Source organism: Paenibacillus sp. JJ1722, from assembly GCF_048282685.1.
GTDB lineage: Bacteria > Bacillota > Bacilli > Paenibacillales > Paenibacillaceae > Paenibacillus > Paenibacillus polymyxa_B.
In genome coordinates, this window is record NZ_CP182500.1 from 4,887,898 (window position 1) to 4,909,221 (window position 21,324).

Sequence of the window (21,324 nt, forward strand, 5' to 3'; positions counted from 1 at the left end):
TGAACCGTCATTTTCACTAACTCAACAGACTTATAGTCATATTTTACTATGACCTCCTTTGATATTCTAGTATATTTTTCCTATTCCTTGCTCCTATGTATTTGTACATGCTTTTGCTTACGATTCCAGAACAAACTAAACGACCTTTCCCATTAGAATTTCGAGAAAAGGCCGTTACTAAAACAATATGAATCTTTTACTGTTTACCGTTGCTATAAATCGTGCTTAACTTGGATGTTGCTCTGATGCCATTCGGACCTTCAATAATGGCACGTCCTTGTTCAGTATAGCTCGATCCTGCCCAGTCGTTTGACATATCCAAATATTCTAGACCTGATCCATTTCCTTTCCAAGACCATCCGAGATAACCTACACCTTTTTGTTGGGCATAACTCATAATGGTGGCCTCGTCAACATCACCATTTGTATGCTTGATTCCGAATTCTCCAATGATGAGAGCTAGATTTTTGTTTAATACATTGTCAATATTGCTTTTTACTGTTTCGGCATTTCCCCCAGCGTATTCGTACATATGAATGGAGAACATCGTATTTTTAAGCGGATCGGCATCAAACACTTGCGTTCCGTAGTCAAAAATCGACTTCGGATATTGCCCCCACCCAGCGGCGTCAACCATAATGGTATTTTTGATGCCAGCATTTCTTAGCTTTGGAATAACTGATTTATACCCCTGTGCCCAGCCGTTCCCATCCCAAGTACCAAACCATTCATTCGCGATGTTGAGAATGACTGTATTTTCTTTTCCAATCAGTGCACTTTTCATTTCAATCCAGTAATCTGCGATTTTATTCAACACAGCAGCATTATCATTTCCCGTACCATCATGTACTTCAAGGATAACAACCAATTTGTTTTGTTCTGATAAAGTGATCAGGTTTTGCAACGCTGACAAATCATCTTTCGTCCATTGTTGACCGTCAGACAGCACGATTCTAATCGTGTTCGCTCCGGTTTTGGCAATTGCAGGTATCGCAACCGACTCTTGACCTTTGTACCAAGTGTAAGCGTGATTAATTCCTCTCATGACAAAGGGATTTCCGTTGCCATCATAAAGCGTCGTACCTTTAACATAAAATCCTGTATTTTGAGAGGAGTCGGAACTTGTTGTTACTTTTAAGACATTACTTGGTTCCGAAATATTGCCTGCTGCATCTTTCGCTTTTACAGTGAAGTTGTAGGATGTGTTCGCAGTGAGACCCGTCACTGTATAACTTGTTGTGGTGCTCGTGCCTACCAGATCTGTTCCGTTATAAATAACGTAGCCAGTTACACCTACATTGTCTATTGAGGTCGTCCATGTAAGAGTGACAGATGTGCTCGTCTTGGATGAGCTTTGGAGGTTTGTTGGGGCGGTTGGAGGTGTCGTATCTGTTGTCGTATCAATCTGTGTGAATCTCCACCTTTGCTGAGCGCTACCGTTGTCGGCCCATTGTTGAACGTTTGCACCGTCATGGGTATAACCACCGACAACATCCAATGCTTTACCACTAGATTGCGAGATCAGCTTATAATATCCACCACCAACGTCAATGATTTTCCATTTTTGCTGAGCGTTCCCGTTGTCTGTCCATTGTTGAACGTTCGCTCCGTCATGGGTATTACCACCGGCTACATCCAATGCTTTGCCACTAGATTGCGAGATCAGCTTATAATATCCACCACCGACGTCAACCACTCTCCACTTCTGTTGCTCCTTTCCGTTATCGGTCCATTGTTGAACATTCGCTCCGTCATCCTTTGATCCCCCTTCAACTTCCAGGCTTTTTCCGCTATGCTGTGCAGTAATTTTGTAAACAGCATCTGAAATAATATCCGATTGGGCAGACGGTGTTGAATCAAGCGCTAGATTAGTAACTCCATCATTGTTAGCGCTTACAATCATGGTCGGCAATATATAAACAAGCATACTCAACGAGATCAAACACGACAATAACTTCTTCATTTTGTAACCTCCAGGTAACCAGCGTTACAATTCACCGTTTGCTCGAAGTTTCCAACATTTCTATTTAACTGCATCTCGACTTACCCCTCTCCCTTAGCTTATATATTCAAATTTCCATCCCTTAGGCACGTACTACGATCTCTCCCTTCCGGCCATAATTCGGAAAAGAAAAAAGAACCAAAAAGAGCTCTATCCTAATATTAGGTAAACGTTTTCAATTATTCCAAACTAATTATGTGATTGGGAAATGAATTCTTACTCATTCTAGTTTACGTTATACTAAATGTCAATTGTTAGCATAACAAAAATACGTAAAATACAATCATTATAAAAAACAAACATCCTATAAACATAACAAATTAGTGATATTGAGTACCACGTTTCTTTTATCACCTCTTTTTTTGCTCTAAAATATTATATTCATTGAATTCTTTACATAAGAACGAGAACTATAAAAAAACAAAAAAAAACCTTTAACGTCATTTTGTTAGTTTAATGTTTTTTATAACAGTACATCTTGTTAGCTAATTTGGTACGACAAACCTCTTTGAAAATCATAGTCAAAAAAAGCACGCTATATTGGTGCTTCCAATATGCGTGCATGAAAGAAGTTATTGAAGTTCTTCCTGATCCATCGCCCCCGTTAATCCTCAAATGTCTCACCGTTCTGATACTTGGTTGATAACTCTATTCTTTCTTTAATATTTACCAGATACACACTGCCTGCAATCAGCACCAGTCCCACAACAAACGTCAAAGTAAGTGATTCCTTGAGCATTACCATACTAAAGACCGTGGACAACACCGGTATCATAAACGTATAGGAGCCGACGGTTCCTGCATCTCCGTTATCGATCAGTTTAAAATAAATCATCCAGCCCATCGCAATCACGAATATCGAAATAAACAATAAAATCGCGATAAAGGAGGTAGTCCAGTGAATATCGCTCCATTTCTCGGTCGTAAATCCAATCCCATTGAGTATGATCCCCCCAAAAATGAGCTGCATCGTCACCGCCCAAATGGAGTCCAATTGATTGCTTTTTTTCTTCATATAAATCGTTCCGAGCGCCCAGCACAGTCCTGAAGCTAGCCCCAACACAATGCCCAGTACCGACAAATGCCCTGCCATCCCACCAGAGCTAATCACGATCACCCCGCCAAAACCCAGTACCAGTCCAATGACCTTCAGGGGAAACATACGCTCCCCCAACCACATCCAAGAGAATAATCCCAACAAGATCGGCTGAAGGAACACTAAAGTGGAAAATAACCCAGCAGGCAAATAACGTAGCCCTACCGTCTGCAAGCCATAGTAGCCTGCAATATTAAATATGGCCAGCACAAGATAAGTCCACGCATTCTGTCTAAAGCGCAAGGTTTCCCGGTGACGCATAGCGAACAATAGCAGAATCACACCACCCAGTAGGGTACGGATTCCTGAAAAAAATATCGGCGGTGTATCTGGCAAAGCCAGCTTGGTCAACGGCCAGTTGATCCCCCATACCATCACTAATATCAAGACAAGCCACAGTGTAGCTTTAGGTGTTAATTTTTTCATAGATATCTTCTCTCCCTTAGATTTTCATCGTTCATTGCTACCGACTAAAATCTGAATAGCCGTTTGCAAAGTTTTGCTTTACTAGCGTATACTGTGATCACTAATAAATAAAATGAATGTTTTCAATAAGGGAGATAACTTTTCACTTATGACCATTACTCAAATTATGATCTTCGTTCGCGTAGCTGAAACGCTAAGCTTCACCCAAACTGCCCATGAGCTGCATATGACGCAGCCCGCGGTCAGCCATGCCATCGCCAGCATCGAAAACGAGCTGGATGTCCAGCTATTGCTGCGCGACCGAAAAAAAGGAGTGCTGCTGACCGATATCGGGAACAAGGTACTGCTGCAATTCCGTATGATGCTGCAAAGCATGGAAAAGGTACAGCAGCAGGTGGCTGCTGAAAAAGGTCTAGACGTGGGCACGATCACGATCGGTGCCTTTCCTTCTGCCTCAGCCTATTTTCTGCCCCCGATTATTCATCATATTCGTCAGCATTATCCGAACCTTGTTTTCGACCTACATGAAGGCTCCACGAATGAAGTCAAGGAGTGGGTGCATACCAGAGAAATCGAAGCGGGTATCATCCTGTTACCAGACCCTCAGGTAGATGTCATCCCTTTATGTCAGGATGACATGGTTATTCTCCTGCCAGACGGTCACCCTCTACAATCGCACAACAAAATCGCCATTCGAGACTTGAATGAGCAGGATATGATCTTTTGTAAAGGTGGACATGAGGTCGCCATTATGGAAGGTTTTGAACGCGAACAAAGTCAGTTGCAGGCACAATTCATTACTCATAATATCAGCACCTTGGTCAGCATGGTTCGACAAGGACTGGGTATGGGCATTGTCTCTTCACTTGCCTTGTCCACGTTCCCTCATAATCTGACCATCAAGGAGACTTCACCTCTGATCACACGGCAAATCGGTATCGCTGTACCATCTCTGCATAATGCTTCACTTGCTGTACAGTTATTTGTGCGAACCGCGCAGGAGCTATTTACGGATTCGAAGCAGTAGAAGCATTGGATCATGATCATAAGGAGGTCTATTCATATGCAGAGAAATCAAATCATTCGACCAAATAGCTAAATTTCTAACCCATTTCAGGTGGTTTTAGGGAAAGACGGAAACAATTCGTGGGGCCGAAATAATTGGTTGCCTATGCTGGACTACGACAAAGAGCAAATCAAAAATTAAAGGTCTATTAAGAAAAGAAAAAGAAAGAAGGCAAGCCTTACAAGGTAGCTCGGATCGCCTGCGCCAACAAGCTTATACATCACATATAATGCATTAATTCCACTGGTATATTATTCTAGTGCAGCGGGTAACCTATACTGAACACCTGCAATTTTTAAACTAGGAGGGTTTTGCATGGAACATCTCGTTATTTTGATCAGAAGTTTCTCTGCATTCGTTATCCTCATGCTAATTGGTAGAATATTGGGGAAGCAAACCCTCTCCAATATGAACTTTCACGAATTCGTGACGGCGGTCATATTAGGGGCTATAGCAGCCAACTTTGCCTTTAACGAAAAAATAGAAGTTGTCCACCTATTAATAGCCCTGTCTGTTTTTACAATTACTTCTTATGTTTTATCCAAGTTTTTTTTGAAATTCAGAAACTTTAAGATGTGGACAGAGGGAGCACCCACCGTGCTCATAGAAGGAGGGTTCATTCTCGAAGATAACTTAAAAAAAAATAATATGACATTAGATTCTTTAAATCAACAGCTTCGCCAGAAAGAAATTTTTAATATAGAAGAAGTGGAGTACGCCCTCCTTGAGATTAACGGAAAACTATCTGTTCAAAAGAAAAAGGAACTGCAAGCCGTGACATTAAAAGACCTGCAGTTGAATGCAGGTAATGCCACACAGTTCCCAATTGAGCTTGTAATCGACGGACAGCTTTTACATGGCAATTTAAACTCCAATCATATTCCCGAATCATGGCTGCTGTCTCAACTGAAGGCACGCGACAAAAAGTTAGAGGACGTATTCTATGCCGTTAAAGGCAGCAACGGCCAACTCTATGTGGATGAATATAAGGATAAAATCCAGCATCCAATTGATGTGGAGTAGTATTGACTTTCGATCAATAGTTACCTGAGATTCAACGTAATCAGATAATTGTATTTGGCAGCGTGCTTAAGCTCATCCAAAATGATACCGTACACTGTGTCCTTATAGATGCCAGCAGGCAAACCAAACCAGATGTTGCGATACCGTTCCACCGCACCCAACTCTCCCATCAAGGCGCGCTGTAGACCTTCTGTATAGGATTGCACCCTCTCATATTGCTCACTACTGATGCCTGCAATTTCCTGTCCTGTCAAAGCCCGATACATCTCTCTGAACATTTTATTGTGGCCGCGCTCATCGTTACGGATGCTTTCAATAATAGCCACCTGCTCTTGTGAGGGAGCCAAATTGATCAATTCATCGTAGAACAACTCATCGTTACGCTCCCCTTGTACCGCTTCCTTTATCATTTGTACTGCTTTCGGAAATCCTGTGTTCCAGATAGGTACAAAATTGGCCCGCATATAGTATGAATTTCCCCAGTAAGAAGGTACTTGATACAAGTTTATCTCCTCCCGATGTTAGTTTTTAGAAAGTATATGCGCATCTGCCCATGTCGGTTCCTAACATTAGGAAAAATGACTGTTTCGCACACTCCTAGTCGCCCTTTTCTAGTGAAGTAATGCTAGCGGCTATTTGACTTACCAACATACTCGGTTGATTATACTGATGATAGCTAACACAGGGGAAGAACTCACTAAAAAATCAATTACGATTTGTGTCATAGTTGAAAGTGCTGCATCTATTACTATAAGCTACAGAGAAATAGACGAGGGACTCTTTGACAAACATTAGCTGGTTTTCTTGTCTTAATATGGTCTACTAAAAAATAAAAAAGAGTTTTCCATAAACGGAAAACTCTTTCGCACTTTAAACAATCTGCTTCTATACTTTCTTCAATGTCGGACCAATCCACCAGCCAAATCATCCCATCGCCAAGAAACCTCATGTCCATGGAGATGTAGCCCCCCAAACCACTCGTCGATCCCTTGAACTGCAATACGGTCCACTGATTCATTCAGTACCTCATTACCCAACTCTGTCAGGATTACCTTTCGGTTCAGAAAATCCGGAATTTGTCTGAAATCCAAGCTGGCCTCATCCCCGTCAATGATCAGCAAAGGATGTTCGCCTTGCGCCAAAGCACGAATAAATTTCCAGTATTCGAGATCACCCATCCCAAGCACATGCAGGACGTCAGTTACCTGACGAAACAATTCCAATGGCGTATTCACTCCATTATGAACGGCCTGAAGCGTGGTCTGTTCCACAACGCCAAGACCATTCTGCTCCGAGGGCAGCCGCTTGAGATGCGCTGTGAAAGCTTCATAGGCAAAAGGCAGGCCGGATGCTGCCAATTCTGCCTTCTTGTCTTCCAGCAGATTAGCCATTTGAACAGGATCAGGAGAAGCGTACGCCTGCCAAAGCTTGCTTCCGAGTTCCATTTCTTGCCGCCCAATAGTCCGCCAGGTCCCGGATAATGTTTGAAGCTGTGCCGGAGTGAGCTGTCCCAGACCATGAAACCGTTCGATTCCCGGAAACTCCCCAATACAGAGCAGGCTCAGCTTCGTGCGGCCCAGTTTCTGTCTTTTGAACCAGTGGAGCAGATAGGCGAGCATGCTCTGATCAAACAGGTCATGCTCAAACCACAATACGACTTCATCATACTTGATAAATTCACGAAGTTTCTGCTCTTGTTCCTCACAGCTCGTAATATATTTGCTGGCCGGAATACCCATCGTTTCTTCCAGGACCTGGGCCCGCAGTACCCGTTCTTCAGCCCCCGCTGGATTTGTAAATATCGGTCCTGCCGGATATACCTCTCTCCATACAAGCACGTCACCTTGTACAACACCCTGCTTCAACATGTCACCTACAACATCACCGTTAACAATATGTAGCATGTTTTGCCCTCCCTCATACAAATGATTGAACACGGAAACGAGGTCGGCTACCGGGAGTGTACCTTTCAACTTTCGGCGGGCATCGTGCAGCCGCTTCTTAAGCGTCGGGACCGGAGTGCCCAGATAATCGGAAATTTCCTGCAGAGAGTAGCCGTAAAAATAAAACAATCGCAGAGGAACGCGCAGCTTGGCAGACAGTGCCTTCACCGATTGTTGCAGAACTTGGCTCTCCTCCCTACGCTCCGCAATTTCTGCTAAACCCAGTACTCCTCCGGAAACCTGCACAGCCTCATCCAGAGGAAGCATCGAATGATGCTTACGCCGCAGCATCCGCTGGCACTGTCTTACGACAATGGTCTTGAACCAGCCTGGAAAAGCGGACGGGTTCTGTAGCTTCTCCAGATTCTGATAAGCCTCTATGAACGCATCCTGCACGGCATCTTCCGCGAGATGAACATCCTTCAGCATGTCATAGGACACCGCATAGGCCATCCCGCGAAAATGCAGCATCAGCTGACCGAACGCTTCCGCATCCCCTAGCCGCGCCTTTTCAACCCACTCCCTCATACGTTCCTAGCCTCTTTTCTTTCGTGTTCTTAATCTTATGTGCCGGCTCAGTGGGGGAAGGTTACAAATCATGTTGATGGAAAAATGAAATGATTGATAAAGAGCGTCACTGAACACAGCAACCATATTAACAGATTCCTTCTCAATAGAAGCATAATGTAGTTACAGGCTGTTGGTTTTCAACAGAAATATATCATCCTTTATTTTTCACGAGGTTAAGCTCAATATGACTTCGACCATGTAGCCATAGCAGTTCATCCAGTAAAAACGCCAATCCATCCTTACTACGCAAACGCTCGATCAGTTCTGTAACGACCTCCATAATCTCACGCTGTACATTCTTCGCTAGTTGGAGGCCCCCACTTTCCCCATCCACATAAAGATGTGGATGATGCGGTTGTTCTACCTTTCGTACATGTCGCAGACACAGTATCCCATGTTCAAGATAAAAGAAATAGCTACGATCATACAGAACTCCCTCAAATAATTCATACATATGAGGATCATCATCAGGTCCGTATACCATGGCAACTCTTTTCAATTCAATTGGTTCGTTCATAAAAAATAATTCTCCTCCTATTTCATTAATCTTTTGTTAACTAAAAGAACACAAATTAATTTTTATGTATTTAATGTACGACTTCTTATACATATAATACACTTTCGCACAAAATTATTCAACACTTATCGAATAATATGTACGCATTATTGTAATTTAAGTTTGACTTCTCTAATATTTAAGTACATATAATAAGTTGAGGGGGTTTGCTCATGGGATTGAGACCAAGTTATAAACCAATGGAAATCACTCTAATTAAACGAGATAAAACACGAACTTACCTTCGTACTCAATTAGGAATATCACCATCCACTTTGGCGAAAATGTCTAATGGGGAATTTGTAGCCATGAGTGTCATTGCACGTATTTGTGAGGAATTGGACTGTAGAATTGAAGAGGTTGTTGAGTTTAAAAAGGAACAACCATTAGATAAAGAGAAAGAGTGCTAATCCGTTTGGGGATAGCGCTCTTTCTTTAATATACGTATTTGATACAGAACTGTTTAAAAAGGCTCTTCGCTTGGTTTTCTCCCTGTATTATCACTTGTACGGAAGCTTGAACCACAGCCGCCTGACATCCCGGACTCTTCATAATTAATCTCAAAATAAAGGTATATTAGGGAGTTCCGCTCTCTCAATGAATTCATTTTTAGGTACTGAAAATTGTAGTCTTGATTATTAAATGCACTATTTCTGACCTTGAGTACAACATTAATTCAATTACTAATAAGCATAAATAATGAAAATACAATACTTTACAAAGAAGATGAAAACAGCAGGTAAAGGAAAACTTGCTACTTACTTTAATCCGAATATTGTGCGGCTTTACTTATAGCAATATCGTAATCCTGATAAATTTATCATATCACTTTCAACTCAGATTAAAAAACTCTTAATATAAATATATGTTAAAATTTTTTCATAAAATGTTAAGGGAGGAAATAATATGCATCCAATAGATTGTACTGGAAAAGTTTTCATCAAGGAAGAATTAATTCAGGCAAATAATGCGGCAATTAAAGAAGAAAGAAATCGTCAATTGAATGAAGATTTTTTGGATAATCTTCCTAATAATATAAACTTTCCTATCTGCTTAGCACTAGACCATCATAATAAAGGTGAAATACGAGTACAAATAATTTTTGATAGTAAGGGTACAACTGGTTTCTTGGATATGTCAAAGAAAAGGTATGACTTATTGCCCATTGCTTCAAAAGATGAAACCGGAAATGTAATTCTCACTTATCCTAAGGGAAAAGCTCATCCTGATAATAGACCATACCAAGAAACTACTCAAAAAAAATTACTAAGGAACAAAGATTTCAGAAAAAATGTTCTTGAAGCTTACAATTATAAATGCGCAATGTGTGATGTAAAAGCAAAATCTTCCTTAGTAGCCGCCCACATCTATCCAGTACATAAATGCAATGATGATTCTATACAGAATGGAATATGCTTATGTGCTATTCATGATAAAGAGTATGAAATTGGAAATATATGCATAAATTCAGATGGAACCATAATCAATTTTATAAGCGATGAAGGGGTCACTGTTAACTATACGAAAATTTGTCTGCCAGAGAAGCCAGAAAATCACCCTTCACTTGAGAGACTTCAACAAAGATTAGAACTATCCCTAAGTAAAAGAAAGAGAAAGAAACTGATACTAAATCTTTAATGTGAAAAGAGGAGCCAAACAAAAGGGATCCATCTTTCATGGATAATTTAGTTATATTTCTTTATCCATCCCTCATCTAATTGAGCAAATGGGATGTCCAACCATTCTTTTTTCCAATGTTCAAGATACATTGCAGCATTTGAAGAAGCGATGGGGCGCATTGATTTATTTCTTGAACTCAATAATTCTATTGAACCAATTAATAAAATAGCTTCCCCCAGTGTCTAGCTTAAATCATTAAGGTTCGTTCCCTTAATCCTTCAGATTTTTCGTCATACTAACTTCCAGAGTGTATCCTGGATACATCTTATTGTTTAGTGCTGTTTTTCGCACACTTTTTCAAGCATAAAAAACCTCCTGCACTAAGTATAATTTTTCGTTATACTCAAGTTCAGGAGGTTGTAATTAACAATCCAAAATCATTAAATTTAGGGTTGTGTTTACCCAGAAGAATGATTATGAATTACTTTTCTCACCACTGCAATTAACATTCCAATACACATATTCAGTAGAATACATTTCCAATCAATTACTCAAACGAAAAACCTGAATTAACAAGGCTCTTCGTTCGGTTTCCCAGCATCCGTAGCCGTACGGAAGCTTGAACCACAGCCGCATGTAGCTACGGCATTCGGGTTATGAATCGTGAAGCCGCCTGACATTCCAGACTCTTCAAAGTCGATTTCCAGACCGTCCAGGTAGCGGATGCTTTCCTTTTCTACTACAATCTTCATATCCTGTACGTTCATATATATATCCTGATCCGTCTCGTTGTCGTCAAAGCCCATTGCATACGAAAATCCGGTGCAACCGCCCGGCGTAACACCCAGACGTAAAAACATATTCGGCGTTTCCTGCTGCTCCAGCATATCCTTCAAACGCTCAGCAGCGGAATCGGTGATGTTAATCATAGCTCCATCCTCCTCTTTTACTTCATGTTCTCCTTCAGTATACTCCACTATTTGCAGGTGCTCAAGTCATGGAATGTCCTTCCCTTACAGGCTTAAAGACCTGTTTTTCTATTCGTTTGTATTGAACACCGGTGGTGCGAGGTTTATAATAGGTGAAGAGTGTGTAAAAGAAACTGTCGGAAATTTGTCATTTCAAAGGCGATATTTTGAGATATTCATCATTGTAGCCTGGCATTGTAACATTTTTCACATATCGTATATCCGCGCTGCCGGATTCTTACCGACGGAACGGGACATCCTGTGCGCACTTAGCGCTTGTGCCGCTGATTTGGCGGACAGCCTCGCACAGAGCAACTTGAAGGAGGAATAGGCATGTCCACATTAGTTACACCTTTTACAGACCGCAGAATGGCGGAAATTGTAGAAAAGGTACAGAACGGTATTCGTTTGAACCTTGAAGACGGTATATATTTGTATGAAACTGACGATATCCTCACACTGGGTCAGTTGGCTAACGAAGCTAATTTACGCAAGAACGGAAAAAAGGTTTATTTTATCGAAAACATGAGCCTGTACTTCACCAATGTATGCGAAGCGCGCTGCGCGTTCTGCAATTTCCGCAAGGATCAGGGGGAGGACGGCTCTTATACGTTGTCCGGGCAGGAAATGATTGATTATGTAGAGCAGCACATCCATCCGGGGGTAAGAGAATTTCATATCGTCGGTGGTCATAATAATCATGTGCCTTTCCAATACTATGTAGACTCATTGAAGGCACTGAATGAAAAGTATCCTCACGTTACACTGAAAGCTTACACTGCAGCGGAAATTGACTTTTTCACACGCATAAGCGGCTTGAGTATTAAAGAAGTGCTTCAGGAGCTGCAAAAGGCTGGACTTCAATCCCTGACTGGTGGTGGCGCGGAAATCTTGTCCGACGAATATCGGAAGAAGATGCGTGTTACCAAAGCCAACGTGGACCGCTATCTCGAAGTACATCGCACGGCCCACAATCTCGGCATGAAAACTCATACGACTATGCTGTACGGTTCGGTCGAATCGTATCAGGATCGTATTGAACATATGCTGCAAATTCGCGAATTGCAGGACGAAACGAACGGATTTATGGTATTTATTCCACTGTCCATGCAGCCGAAAAGCAAAAACGCCAACATCATGCGTCGTAACTCCGCTTACGAGGATCTCAAAACCATTGCGATCAGCCGCCTGATGCTGGACAATATCGACCATGTCAAAGCTTACTTCATTAATATTGGACCGCAATTGACGCAGGTCGCTCTCACCTTTGGCGCATCAGACGTCCATGGCACGATTGTGCGTGAGCAGATCAGCCATGCCGCAGGTGCGTTAACCCCTGCCGGATTGACCCGTAAAGAGCTAATCTGGCTGGTCAAAGGTGCCGGACGTATACCTGTTGAACGGGACACCTTCTATAACGAAATCGAAGTTTTCGAATAAATGTAATATCGGATTCAAATTTCCCGCGAGCATTTCATCCCCATTACTCACACCATGCAGCATCTGCTGCCTCGGAATACGCTGGTCTGCCTGACAAAGGCAGGCCTGATTCTCGGGTTTTATAACAACAAAAACTTGTGTTAGATCGACGAGACACCAGACCATTTGCCGGGGACACGGTAGCGAAAGGAAGGCGGATTTTGATGAAAAATTTCGTTATTCTGGGGGGCGGCTATGGTGGCCTTACCATTGCCAAAGAATTGCTGGATAAACACATTCCCGACGATGTTCAAGTTATTTTAGTGGATCGAATGCCCTTTCAGGGGTTGAAAACAGAGTACTATGCCCTCGCGGCAGGTACGGTTTCTGATTTTGATTTGCGGGTGCATTTTCCAGATGAACAACGTCTTATTCGCAAATACGGAGAAGTCACCTCGATGGATCTAGAGAATAAGATTGTCAATTTTCAAGACGGTGAACCCTTGCCCTATGACCAGCTTGTCATTGCGTTGGGTTGTACCGACCGCTTTCACAATACACCGGGGGCTGAAGAACACAGCTGTACGATCCAGTCGTTTAACCATACCCGCCAAACCTATCTGCGCTTGAACGAAATCAAGCCATATGGACATGTCCATATTGTAGGCGGCGGTCTTAGCGGTGTTGAGATTGCTGCGGAGTTACGTGAAAGCCGCACGGATTTGAATATTACCATTATGGATCGGGGCGAGCGGGTGCTGTCGGCATTCCCGCAACGTTTGTCTGCCTATGTACATGCTTGGTTCAAGGAGCATCAGGTTAATGCCCTGAATCATGTTGCGGTTTCCCGTATTGAGCCGGGGGCTATTTATAACCGCGACGAGCAAATTGTAACGGATGCAGTGGTATGGACAGCGGGGATTCAGCCGGTAAAAATCGTGCAGGATTTAGCCGTCCCTAAAGACCCTCAGGGTCGTATCGTGCTCAACGAGTATTATCAAATACCGGATCATCCTGAGGTGTATGTGGTCGGAGACTGTGCGAGCCTTCCCTACTCTCCAAGCGCTCAGGCGGCAGAAGTGCAAGGGGAGCAAATCGCACACATTGTACGCGACCTGTGGAAAGGCCAAACGCCTCACCCGCATCCTTTAAAGCTGCGCGGTACATTAGGCGCACTTGGCAAGAAGGCCGGGTTCGGCTATGGCTTTATGGGCAGTACCTCATTGCGCGGACGAGTACCACGCCTGCTTAAAAGCGGCGTGCTCTGGAAGTCCAAACGCCATTTTGGCTAACCGCATGCTCAACAAACAAAGAAGACCCGCTCCCAGAGCAGGTCTTCTTTGTTTGTTGAGTGTATGATGATGTATATTTCCTATACAAAAGGAAGCTGGTTAAACGGACCATTCTATTTCAATCCAAATCTAGGTTATCCCATGCTTCAGCTTCCTTAATTTTGTTCATAATCACTTCGTACAGAAGCTCTGCTGAATCTGCGGATACAATCTCACCGTTGACCATCGCATAGGGTTCGGCGTTGCACTGACCACAATTGCTTAGGCATCCGTATTCAATCACATCATAATCTGGATTCTGCTCCAGCTTGGACATGATCTCATCGGTACCCCAATGCATATTACTGGTGCAAAACTCAATAATAGGCCTTAACATTTTTTCACCTGCTTTGGATGACGGGCATTTTAATTTGGCCCGCTTTGTAATATAATAATAAAGGTATAGGAAAGGAGTTGAATTCTAATGAGCGAAACACAAAGCGTTCAAATGTATGATGAAGTAGCAGATGTACTGGATAAGCTCCGTCCGTTCCTGCAACGCGATGGTGGCGACGTTGAGCTGGTTGACGTTGAAGACGGCATCGTTAAGCTGAAGCTAGTAGGCGCTTGCGGCAGTTGCCCAAGTTCCACAATCACGCTGAAAGCAGGGATTGAACGCGCTCTTCTCGAAGAAGTCGACGGCGTCCAAGAAGTGGTACAAGTATTCTAATGCTTGATGCATAATGATCATGAGAGTCTTGACTTCGGTAACGAAGCTCAAGACTCTTTTTTGTGTTACAGCGTCTGAAGGATCACTTAAGCTTATATGGTTGGGCGAATGGGATCTAAACCTCCCGATACATCCATAATATTGCCTGTTATAAAATCCGAATGCTCCTCACATAAATAGGCGATCACTCGCGCAATGTCCTCCCCGCTCCCCGGACGTCCACGCGGTGTCTCTTTATCCTGCATGCCGATGACATCGGCGATTGACATTTCCTTATTTGCTCCTCGGATATCCCCTGGACAGATCATATTGACCGTAATGCCATAAGGAGCTTCCTCTACAGCCAGTGACTTTGTAAAAGACACCAGCCCCACCTTGGCGGCTGCGTAGACGGCGCGATGCGGCCAAGCCCTTGCTTCTCCAGCATGACCAAAGCCAAAATGAATAATACGTCCCCATTGCTGGCTACGCATGTGGGGCAATACCAAATGATCCAGCAGCATGGTACCAACCAGATTTCCTTGTATCATGGCATGAATCTCAGCTACACTGTAATCCGCAAACAGACGGCGTTCCCGGATGAACGGTCCGGCATTGTTCACCATAATATCGACTCCACCCAGCCGATCCTGTACTTCACCAATCAGCCTCGTGATATCTTCCTGAACAGAGATATCCCCTTGTAAAGACAGGCAGCGTACTCCCTTAGACTCAATCACCCGCTTAAGCGCTTCGGCTTCTGCTTGGCTATGCACATAATTTAGCGCAATATTACAGCCTTCATCCGCCAGACGCAAAGCGGTCGTTTTACCTAAACCTTTGGCACTGCCGGTTATGAATGCGACTTTATCTCTCAACAATTTTCCTCCTGTTCACAGAGAACGGTCACCCCCAAGTATAAAATATTTAAGCTTCCCCTACAACTCCATCCAAAAAGAAACCCCAGTCCTCTTGTTCAAGAGAATCTGGGGTTTGCGTGCAATGCGTTCTCGTTCCCTGCTTAAAATGCTGGAATAATCGCGCCTTGGTATTTATCTTCGATGAATTTTTTAGTTTCTGGAGATTGCAAAGCTTTGATCAGCTTCTGAATCGCTTCGGAATCTTTATTATCAGGACGTGCTACCAGAACGTTAGCATAAGGAGAATCTTTATCTTCCAGTGCCAGTGCATCCTTCGTTGGATTCAGCTTCGCTTCCAGAGCGTAGTTCGTGTTGATCAACGCAATATCCACTTCAGGCAACTGACGTGGCAGCATAGCCGCCTCAAGCTCCTTGAATTTCAGGTTTTTCTTATTTTCAGTAATATCTTTTACCGTAGCTTCAATGTTGCTTGCGTCTTTCAGCTTGATCAGACCTTGTTTCTCCAACAAGAGCAATGCGCGGCCTCCGTTTGTCGCATCGTTCGGAATGGCTACAGTTGCGCCATCTGGGATTTCATCAAGCTTTTTATATTTTTGGGAGTAGATACCGAATGGCTCCAAATGAACTGCGCCCACAGAAACCAGATCCATTTTGCGCTCTTTGTTCATCACATCCAGGTAAGGTACATGTTGAAAGAAGTTAGCATCCAGTTGCTTGTCAAACAATTGTACGTTCGGCTGTACATAGTCGTTAAACTGAACGACTTGGAGACGAACCCCTTCTTTTTCCAACTGAGGCTTGATCGCTTCCAAAATTTCCGCATGCGGCACAGGAGAAGCTCCAACTTTCAGCTCCACTTCACGTGGTGATCCGCCTGTATTTTGGTTCGCATTGTTTGTATCCGATGTTGTGCTCTTTGTACCGCAAGCCGCCAGCACCGCAATTAATGTCAAGCTTAGTACAGCCAATACCCATTTCTTCATGTTATTACCCCTCCAATAATTTGTAATATTCAGGATCAGACGTCCTGATCAATAAGGATATCTATATGTTTTCCCTATTTTCGAGTATAATGCCGCACGAGACGATCTCCCGCCATTTGCAGCAATTGTACCAATACGACCATCAGCACGACCGCAACGATCATGACAGCCGTTTCATAACGATAATAGCCGTAGTTGATAGCCAGTGTACCCAGTCCACCGCCCCCGATCATCCCGGACATTGCCGTGTAGGATACGAGTGTAACGACGGTAATGGTTAATGCAGCGAGCAGACCCGGAAGTGCCTCACGTAACAGCACACGCCGGATAATTTGTCCTGTCGAGGCACCCATCGCTTGTGCGGCTTCAATGACACCCTTGTCCACTTCACGCAGAGACGTTTCGACAAGACGTGCGAAGAATGGGGCAGCCCCGATAACCAACGGCGGAATGGTTCCAAGCACCCCGGTCGAGGTACCTACCAGCGATCGTGTAAAAGGAATAAGTGCAACGATCAAAATAATAAATGGTACGGAACGTAAAATGTTAACGATGAATGATAATACAATGTATATCACCTTCATCAGAGTTAACGAGGAGCGACTCGCCAGAAACAATAATATACCGAGCGGCAAACCAATAATGAGGGTGAACAAAGCGGATGCCCCGAGCATCTGAAGGGTTTCCAGAGTAGAATTCCCTAGCTCTTCCCAACTCACTTGTGAAAAATCAAGTTCGCTCATTGTCCGATCACCTCCACATCAAGTCCTTGCCCAGACACTTCGCGCAGCGTTTGCTCTATATCCTCATGATTTCCTTCAAAACGAACGATCAGCTGTCCATAGGGTACATTTTTAATCGTAGATATGGTTCCCTGCAAGATCGCAAAATCAACACCAGTGCTTCGAGCCGTACGCGACAGAATCGCATCATATGTTTTACTGCCCAAGAAGGAGATACGTACCACCTGCGCCGACTCACCGCCACCTGCTGCCGCAATCGCTGCTTGCAGCTCCTCGGGATGTTCTGACTCCCGTTGGATAAAGTCCTTGGTTACCTGGTGCTGTGGCTTCAAAAATACTTCCGCCACTGGGCCTTGCTCCACGATGTCGCCCTGATGAATGACGCCAACTCGATCACAAATGCTTTGAATGACATGCATTTCATGTGTAATCAGCACGATGGTTAAATTAAAGCGCTGATTAATATCCAACAGCAATTTCAGGATAGACCCCGTCGTCTGCGGATCAAGCGCTGAAGTCGCTTCGTCACACAGCAATACATGAGGATCACTAGCCAGCGCCCGTGCAATTCCTACCCGCTGTTTCTGTCCACCTGAGAGCTGTGACGGATACTTTCCACTGTGTTCTTCCAGACCCACCAGTTCCAGCAGCTCACGAACTTTCATGTCCAGCTTTTCCCTGGGAGTGTTAACCAACCGCAAAGGAAATGCAATATTGTCATACACCGTTGCCGAAGATAACAAATTAAAATGCTGAAAAATCATTCCGATTTTTCGACGTTGCTTCTGTAACTGGGATTGACTCACAGTAGCGAGGTTTACCCCGTCTACCCATACTTCGCCTGAAGTAGGGCGTTCCAATAAATTAATACAGCGGATCAATGTACTTTTCCCCGCCCCGGAGTGACCAATCACTCCGAATATTTCTCCACGCTTTATAGAAAGATTCAACCCAGATAGCGCATTAACGCGTCGGTTGCCTTTGCCATAATGCTTGGTTAACTGCTTAAGCTCTATCAACGTGCTGCGACCCCCTTCACTTCTTCCTTACCCTTTTAACCAGTTGTCATCTCTCAGGATTGTATAAAATCGCTATTTATTTATACAAAAAAGAGCCCCTTTCACAGAATGAAAAGGGCCCCACCTTGCGAACCTTTTCTCATCTGCCAAAATCGCTATAACTCTAGCGGTTTTGTAGGAATTAGCACCATCATGTTCCCTCCCAGTGTATTACACCGGGAAAGAACGGGTTGCCGGGCTTCATCGGGCCAGTCCCTCCACCTCTCTGGATAAGAAAAATATGTTAAACTCCAGCTTTAGCTGTCCGTTAAGTTTATATAAAAAAACATAATTCAAGCATTTTTCTGAAACTAGGTTTCAGTATAGATAGTTTACATTGCTTTGTCAAAGGATATTTTCTATCATATTTTTGGGCGTACTGCCCGGTTCTCCCATTGTTTCGCAGTATAAGTAAAGGCGTTTGACAGCGACCGACACACCATTTCCAAGCCCTGCTGCAAATCTTCTAAATGGTGATCGAGGTCCTCCAGTTGGATTTTTCCATACAAAGCTCGGTGTCGTTGCCAGAGATCATCCTGCATTTCCGTATTCATATAGTGTATCTCCGTATTCCGACGCTTACGCAGCCGATTGATGGCATCGTTGTATGTGTCCTTGATATCAATTAAATTATCGGTCAATACAGGATGCATTTTGAGATACTTGAGCTGCCGCAACACGGTAAAATACGAATAGTGAGCCTTATACTGCCCTGTTTTTAAATCACACAGATCATTTAGCCAGTTGCCCAGCTTATCTAAAATGGAGAATACCCTCACAAACCCATCTTTATAAAAGAAAACATATAATGCATAGTCGGATTTTTCATCCTCGCTCATATCTTCAGCATATCCAGCTTTCACTTTCATACGGAAAAAGGCGGCAGCATGATGGCTCTGCTCCAGTTCATCCAGAGATGACATTAGACCGCGTGTCAAAATATCCGCCTTCCGAAAATCGTGGGTCGGATCTCCACCAGCCTGAATTTGCCGCTCCAGCAGGTTCAACATATCTGACATGCTATTCATGGCATCTAGCAGGATGCCTTTGTTCACACGTGGTGGCTCACCCAGTAGCTTGCGTATCATGCTTACGCCTCCTTATAAATGTAGAATCCGGCTGTAGGTTTAATTAGGGCGTCAAGCGAAATAACTCGTCCATCGTTGATCTACAAGCTTCACAATATCCTCACGCGGTAACACCTCATCCGGATACCCTGGCTTCATACGCGCATCCACTACAATCGGCAGCTTATAGTTCAGATGATGCAAACGCACTTCGCTGTCCGCGTACATATCCGTAGCCGGGTTAAAGCGTGTGAATACCGTCCACAGGAACGAGGCTTGAGAGCGAACGACTTCTTTGGCATCGTCCACAATGAAGACGAGCGGCCACTCTTGCTCACCCGCTGCTAATCGCTCCAAAACACGTGCCGCCAGCTCAGGCTCCTGCTCAAAGGACGCACCCGATACGACGAGGCAACCTCCGCAATAGGGCTCAATTTCACGAATTCCCGGCAGATCGCCTCCCTCATAAGCACGAGGCAATTCACGTACAGGCTCACCTATCCCCATCAGAATCGCCTTACTACCATGATTCAGCTTGCGGCCTGTGTAATCGAGTGTATCGTGTGACGTGTGATTGAAAATAAATAAATCCCTTGCTGGATTAAATCGCTCCAGAATGGTTTCCAGCAGCAGGTTAAAGTCAGATAAATCAATTACTCGATCCGTCAGCATCAGGAACTTGGTCAACGACAATTGACCTTGACCCAAAATAGTAAAACCGGATACAAGCGCTTCACGGGAGTAGCTTTCACGTACGACTGCCGCTGCTAGCGCATGTACACCCGTTTCCGCATACGCCCACAGGGACTTGACGGAAGGCATCACAAGCGGATATGCAGGCGACAGCAGACGTTGCAAAAACTCACCGAGATAGTAGTCTTCTTGCCGAGGCTTACCTACAATGGTTGCCGGATAAATGGCATCCTTGCGGTGATGCATATGTTTGACATGAAATACAGGGAAATCATGCTGTAATGAGTAATAGCCAAAATGATCACCAAACGGGCCTTCCGGACGGCGTTCATGAGGCGGTACATAACCGCTGATTGCAAATTCTGCTTCTGCTGGAATCCGGTGACCCCCGAGCGGGTCTTCTGTCATGGGCAGCTTGCCTCCCATAATAAGCGAAGCCAGCAACAGCTCAGGCAAGTTTTCCGGTGCTGGCGCAATGGCAGACGCAATCAGGGCAGGCGGGCCACCGATGATAATCGTCGTAGGCAATGGCTCATTACGCAGTTCCGCTTCATGATAATGAAAACCGCCGCCTTTATGAATTTGCCAGTGAATGCCCGTCGTCTGATCATCATAAATCTGAATGCGGTACATCCCCAAATTATGATCCTTGGGCTGACCTGGCTTCTCAGTATACACGAGTGGAAGCGTAATAAACGGCCCTCCATCCTCATGCCAACTGGTCACTTTAGGCAGTGGTGCCAGCGGAGCCTCTGTACGGCGAACTCCCAATACAGGGGCCTCGCTATGAGATACTGTTTTTAGCCCTACTTTTAGCATGTCCTTAATCAGGCCACGTTCATTCCACAATGCTTTGGGTGTAGGTGGAAACAATGTTTTGGTCGCTCCTACAATCGCATCCATCAGTTGCTCTGGGCGCGGACCAAAAGCCATGTCCACACGGCGATTTGTGCCAAACAGATTACTGGCTACAGGAAACGGGGTTCCTTTTACATTCGTGAACAGAAGTGCCGGCCCTTCTTCCTCAATGACTCTTCGATGAATCTCAGCCAGCTCCAGGTAAGGATCGACAGGTGCCTCTATAATTTTAAGATGATTTTCTTTACGCAGCGCTTCAATAAATTGGCGCAAATTCTGGTAGATCAACTGGACGACTCCTCCTAAGCAAATCAAGCCCTCGAGAAACTCGCGGGCCTGGTTTGTTTCTTATATACTATTATACGTGTTTAA

At 44.1% G+C, this 21,324-nt stretch carries 20 protein-coding genes and 1 riboswitch; of the genes, 7 read left to right on the plus strand and 13 right to left on the minus strand.

Features of this window, described 5'->3' with window-relative positions:
- Positions 1 to 196: 196 nt before the first annotated feature.
- A complete protein-coding gene (locus tag ACM1ND_RS21735) occupies positions 197 to 1,963 on the minus strand; it encodes an RICIN domain-containing protein (protein ID WP_340857789.1) in 1,767 nt (588 codons plus the stop codon).
- A gap of 643 nt (positions 1,964 to 2,606) precedes the next feature.
- Entirely contained in the window at positions 2,607 to 3,524 is a 918-nt protein-coding gene (locus ACM1ND_RS21740; protein WP_028541440.1) for a DMT family transporter, read from the minus strand.
- Between the two features lie 148 nt (positions 3,525 to 3,672).
- Between ACM1ND_RS21740 and ACM1ND_RS21745 the strand changes: the two genes are divergently transcribed.
- Both ACM1ND_RS21745 and ACM1ND_RS21750 read left to right on the plus strand, forming a co-directional pair.
- The gene (locus ACM1ND_RS21745) at positions 3,673 to 4,551 is read left to right on the plus strand and encodes a LysR family transcriptional regulator (RefSeq protein WP_418026559.1); all 879 of its coding nucleotides are present in this window, start codon (positions 3,673 to 3,675) and stop codon (positions 4,549 to 4,551) included.
- 354 nt (positions 4,552 to 4,905) lie between these two features.
- Positions 4,906 to 5,613: a DUF421 domain-containing protein gene (locus tag ACM1ND_RS21750; RefSeq protein WP_254348692.1), complete on the plus strand. Its 708-nt coding sequence runs from the start codon at positions 4,906 to 4,908 to the stop codon at positions 5,611 to 5,613.
- A gap of 20 nt (positions 5,614 to 5,633) precedes the next feature.
- Here ACM1ND_RS21750 and ACM1ND_RS21755 read toward each other — a convergent pair whose 3' ends face one another.
- The 3 genes from ACM1ND_RS21755 to ACM1ND_RS21765 all read right to left on the minus strand — a co-directional run bounded on the left by ACM1ND_RS21755 (position 5,634) and on the right by ACM1ND_RS21765 (position 8,643).
- Complete coding sequence (locus tag ACM1ND_RS21755; RefSeq protein WP_049828413.1) at positions 5,634 to 6,077, minus strand: ferritin-like domain-containing protein; 444 nt, start codon at positions 6,075 to 6,077, stop codon at positions 5,634 to 5,636.
- A gap of 432 nt (positions 6,078 to 6,509) precedes the next feature.
- Positions 6,510 to 8,084 (minus strand): sigma-70 family RNA polymerase sigma factor, encoded by a 1,575-nt coding sequence (locus tag ACM1ND_RS21760; protein WP_418026560.1) that lies wholly within the window; start codon positions 8,082 to 8,084, stop codon positions 6,510 to 6,512.
- Positions 8,085 to 8,277: 193 nt separating this feature from the next.
- On the minus strand, positions 8,278 to 8,643 hold the full coding sequence (locus tag ACM1ND_RS21765; protein ID WP_028541435.1) for a hypothetical protein: 366 nt from the start codon (positions 8,641 to 8,643) through the stop codon (positions 8,278 to 8,280).
- A gap of 212 nt (positions 8,644 to 8,855) precedes the next feature.
- Here ACM1ND_RS21765 and ACM1ND_RS21770 point away from each other — a divergent pair, with 212 nt between their 5' ends.
- Both ACM1ND_RS21770 and ACM1ND_RS21775 read left to right on the plus strand, forming a co-directional pair.
- Positions 8,856 to 9,092 carry a helix-turn-helix domain-containing protein gene (locus ACM1ND_RS21770; protein ID WP_028541434.1) on the plus strand — a complete coding sequence of 79 codons (237 nt, stop codon included), beginning with the start codon at positions 8,856 to 8,858 and terminating at the stop codon, positions 9,090 to 9,092.
- A 496-nt stretch (positions 9,093 to 9,588) separates the two neighbouring features.
- Positions 9,589 to 10,320: an HNH endonuclease gene (locus ACM1ND_RS21775; RefSeq protein WP_418026561.1), complete on the plus strand. Its 732-nt coding sequence runs from the start codon at positions 9,589 to 9,591 to the stop codon at positions 10,318 to 10,320.
- Between the two features lie 551 nt (positions 10,321 to 10,871).
- On the opposite strand, the gene ACM1ND_RS21780 is transcribed toward ACM1ND_RS21775, so the two are convergent.
- Positions 10,872 to 11,231: a HesB/IscA family protein gene (locus ACM1ND_RS21780; RefSeq protein ID WP_013311832.1), complete on the minus strand. Its 360-nt coding sequence runs from the start codon at positions 11,229 to 11,231 to the stop codon at positions 10,872 to 10,874.
- A gap of 372 nt (positions 11,232 to 11,603) precedes the next feature.
- Here ACM1ND_RS21780 and mqnE point away from each other — a divergent pair, with 372 nt between their 5' ends.
- Both mqnE and ACM1ND_RS21790 read left to right on the plus strand, forming a co-directional pair.
- The gene (gene mqnE, locus ACM1ND_RS21785) at positions 11,604 to 12,710 is read left to right on the plus strand and encodes an aminofutalosine synthase MqnE (RefSeq protein ID WP_023990177.1); all 1,107 of its coding nucleotides are present in this window, start codon (positions 11,604 to 11,606) and stop codon (positions 12,708 to 12,710) included.
- 203 nt (positions 12,711 to 12,913) lie between these two features.
- Positions 12,914 to 13,981: an NAD(P)/FAD-dependent oxidoreductase gene (locus tag ACM1ND_RS21790; RefSeq protein ID WP_076264903.1), complete on the plus strand. Its 1,068-nt coding sequence runs from the start codon at positions 12,914 to 12,916 to the stop codon at positions 13,979 to 13,981.
- A 118-nt stretch (positions 13,982 to 14,099) separates the two neighbouring features.
- Here ACM1ND_RS21790 and ACM1ND_RS21795 read toward each other — a convergent pair whose 3' ends face one another.
- Positions 14,100 to 14,357, minus strand: coding sequence for a YuzB family protein (locus tag ACM1ND_RS21795; RefSeq protein WP_023990179.1), 258 nt, complete (start codon positions 14,355 to 14,357; stop codon positions 14,100 to 14,102).
- Positions 14,358 to 14,444: 87 nt separating this feature from the next.
- Here ACM1ND_RS21795 and ACM1ND_RS21800 point away from each other — a divergent pair, with 87 nt between their 5' ends.
- Positions 14,445 to 14,690 carry a NifU family protein gene (locus ACM1ND_RS21800; RefSeq protein WP_013311836.1) on the plus strand — a complete coding sequence of 82 codons (246 nt, stop codon included), beginning with the start codon at positions 14,445 to 14,447 and terminating at the stop codon, positions 14,688 to 14,690.
- 92 nt (positions 14,691 to 14,782) lie between these two features.
- On the opposite strand, the gene ACM1ND_RS21805 is transcribed toward ACM1ND_RS21800, so the two are convergent.
- The 6 genes from ACM1ND_RS21805 to ACM1ND_RS21830 form a co-directional block, all read right to left on the minus strand.
- Positions 14,783 to 15,547, minus strand: a complete 765-nt coding sequence (locus ACM1ND_RS21805; RefSeq protein WP_025723586.1) for an SDR family oxidoreductase — start codon at positions 15,545 to 15,547, stop codon at positions 14,783 to 14,785.
- Positions 15,548 to 15,690: 143 nt separating this feature from the next.
- Complete coding sequence (locus tag ACM1ND_RS21810) at positions 15,691 to 16,533, minus strand: MetQ/NlpA family ABC transporter substrate-binding protein (RefSeq protein ID WP_418026562.1); 843 nt, start codon at positions 16,531 to 16,533, stop codon at positions 15,691 to 15,693.
- A gap of 74 nt (positions 16,534 to 16,607) precedes the next feature.
- A complete protein-coding gene (locus ACM1ND_RS21815) occupies positions 16,608 to 17,276 on the minus strand; it encodes a methionine ABC transporter permease (protein WP_025723588.1) in 669 nt (222 codons plus the stop codon).
- A complete protein-coding gene (locus tag ACM1ND_RS21820) occupies positions 17,273 to 18,295 on the minus strand; it encodes a methionine ABC transporter ATP-binding protein (RefSeq protein ID WP_028541430.1) in 1,023 nt (340 codons plus the stop codon). Before ACM1ND_RS21820 ends, ACM1ND_RS21815 begins: the two co-directional genes overlap by 4 nt.
- Positions 18,296 to 18,431: 136 nt before the next feature.
- Positions 18,432 to 18,571: riboswitch (SAM riboswitch) on the minus strand.
- A 125-nt stretch (positions 18,572 to 18,696) separates the two neighbouring features.
- Complete coding sequence (locus ACM1ND_RS21825) at positions 18,697 to 19,422, minus strand: Cthe_2314 family HEPN domain-containing protein (RefSeq protein WP_061829845.1); 726 nt, start codon at positions 19,420 to 19,422, stop codon at positions 18,697 to 18,699.
- 51 nt (positions 19,423 to 19,473) lie between these two features.
- Positions 19,474 to 21,240 carry a UbiD family decarboxylase gene (locus ACM1ND_RS21830; RefSeq protein ID WP_025723591.1) on the minus strand — a complete coding sequence of 589 codons (1,767 nt, stop codon included), beginning with the start codon at positions 21,238 to 21,240 and terminating at the stop codon, positions 19,474 to 19,476.
- Between the last annotated feature and the right edge of the window lie 84 nt (positions 21,241 to 21,324).

Coding starts and splice junctions, on each gene's coding strand:
- ACM1ND_RS21775 (WP_418026561.1), top strand. CDS start 9,589: ATGCATCCAATAGATTGTACTGGAAAAGTTTTCATCAAGGAAGAATTA.
- ACM1ND_RS21815 (WP_025723588.1), bottom strand. CDS start 17,276: ATGAGCGAACTTGATTTTTCACAAGTGAGTTGGGAAGAGCTAGGGAAT.
- ACM1ND_RS21750 (WP_254348692.1), top strand. CDS start 4,906: ATGGAACATCTCGTTATTTTGATCAGAAGTTTCTCTGCATTCGTTATC.
- ACM1ND_RS21795 (WP_023990179.1), bottom strand. CDS start 14,357: ATGTTAAGGCCTATTATTGAGTTTTGCACCAGTAATATGCATTGGGGT.
- mqnE (WP_023990177.1), top strand. CDS start 11,604: ATGTCCACATTAGTTACACCTTTTACAGACCGCAGAATGGCGGAAATT.
- ACM1ND_RS21810 (WP_418026562.1), bottom strand. CDS start 16,533: ATGAAGAAATGGGTATTGGCTGTACTAAGCTTGACATTAATTGCGGTG.
- ACM1ND_RS21790 (WP_076264903.1), top strand. CDS start 12,914: ATGAAAAATTTCGTTATTCTGGGGGGCGGCTATGGTGGCCTTACCATT.
- ACM1ND_RS21765 (WP_028541435.1), bottom strand. CDS start 8,643: ATGAACGAACCAATTGAATTGAAAAGAGTTGCCATGGTATACGGACCT.
- ACM1ND_RS21755 (WP_049828413.1), bottom strand. CDS start 6,077: ATGCGGGCCAATTTTGTACCTATCTGGAACACAGGATTTCCGAAAGCA.
- ACM1ND_RS21740 (WP_028541440.1), bottom strand. CDS start 3,524: ATGAAAAAATTAACACCTAAAGCTACACTGTGGCTTGTCTTGATATTA.
- ACM1ND_RS21745 (WP_418026559.1), top strand. CDS start 3,673: ATGACCATTACTCAAATTATGATCTTCGTTCGCGTAGCTGAAACGCTA.
- ACM1ND_RS21780 (WP_013311832.1), bottom strand. CDS start 11,231: ATGATTAACATCACCGATTCCGCTGCTGAGCGTTTGAAGGATATGCTG.
- ACM1ND_RS21760 (WP_418026560.1), bottom strand. CDS start 8,084: ATGAGGGAGTGGGTTGAAAAGGCGCGGCTAGGGGATGCGGAAGCGTTC.
- ACM1ND_RS21825 (WP_061829845.1), bottom strand. CDS start 19,422: ATGATACGCAAGCTACTGGGTGAGCCACCACGTGTGAACAAAGGCATC.
- ACM1ND_RS21800 (WP_013311836.1), top strand. CDS start 14,445: ATGAGCGAAACACAAAGCGTTCAAATGTATGATGAAGTAGCAGATGTA.
- ACM1ND_RS21770 (WP_028541434.1), top strand. CDS start 8,856: ATGGGATTGAGACCAAGTTATAAACCAATGGAAATCACTCTAATTAAA.
- ACM1ND_RS21735 (WP_340857789.1), bottom strand. CDS start 1,963: ATGAAGAAGTTATTGTCGTGTTTGATCTCGTTGAGTATGCTTGTTTAT.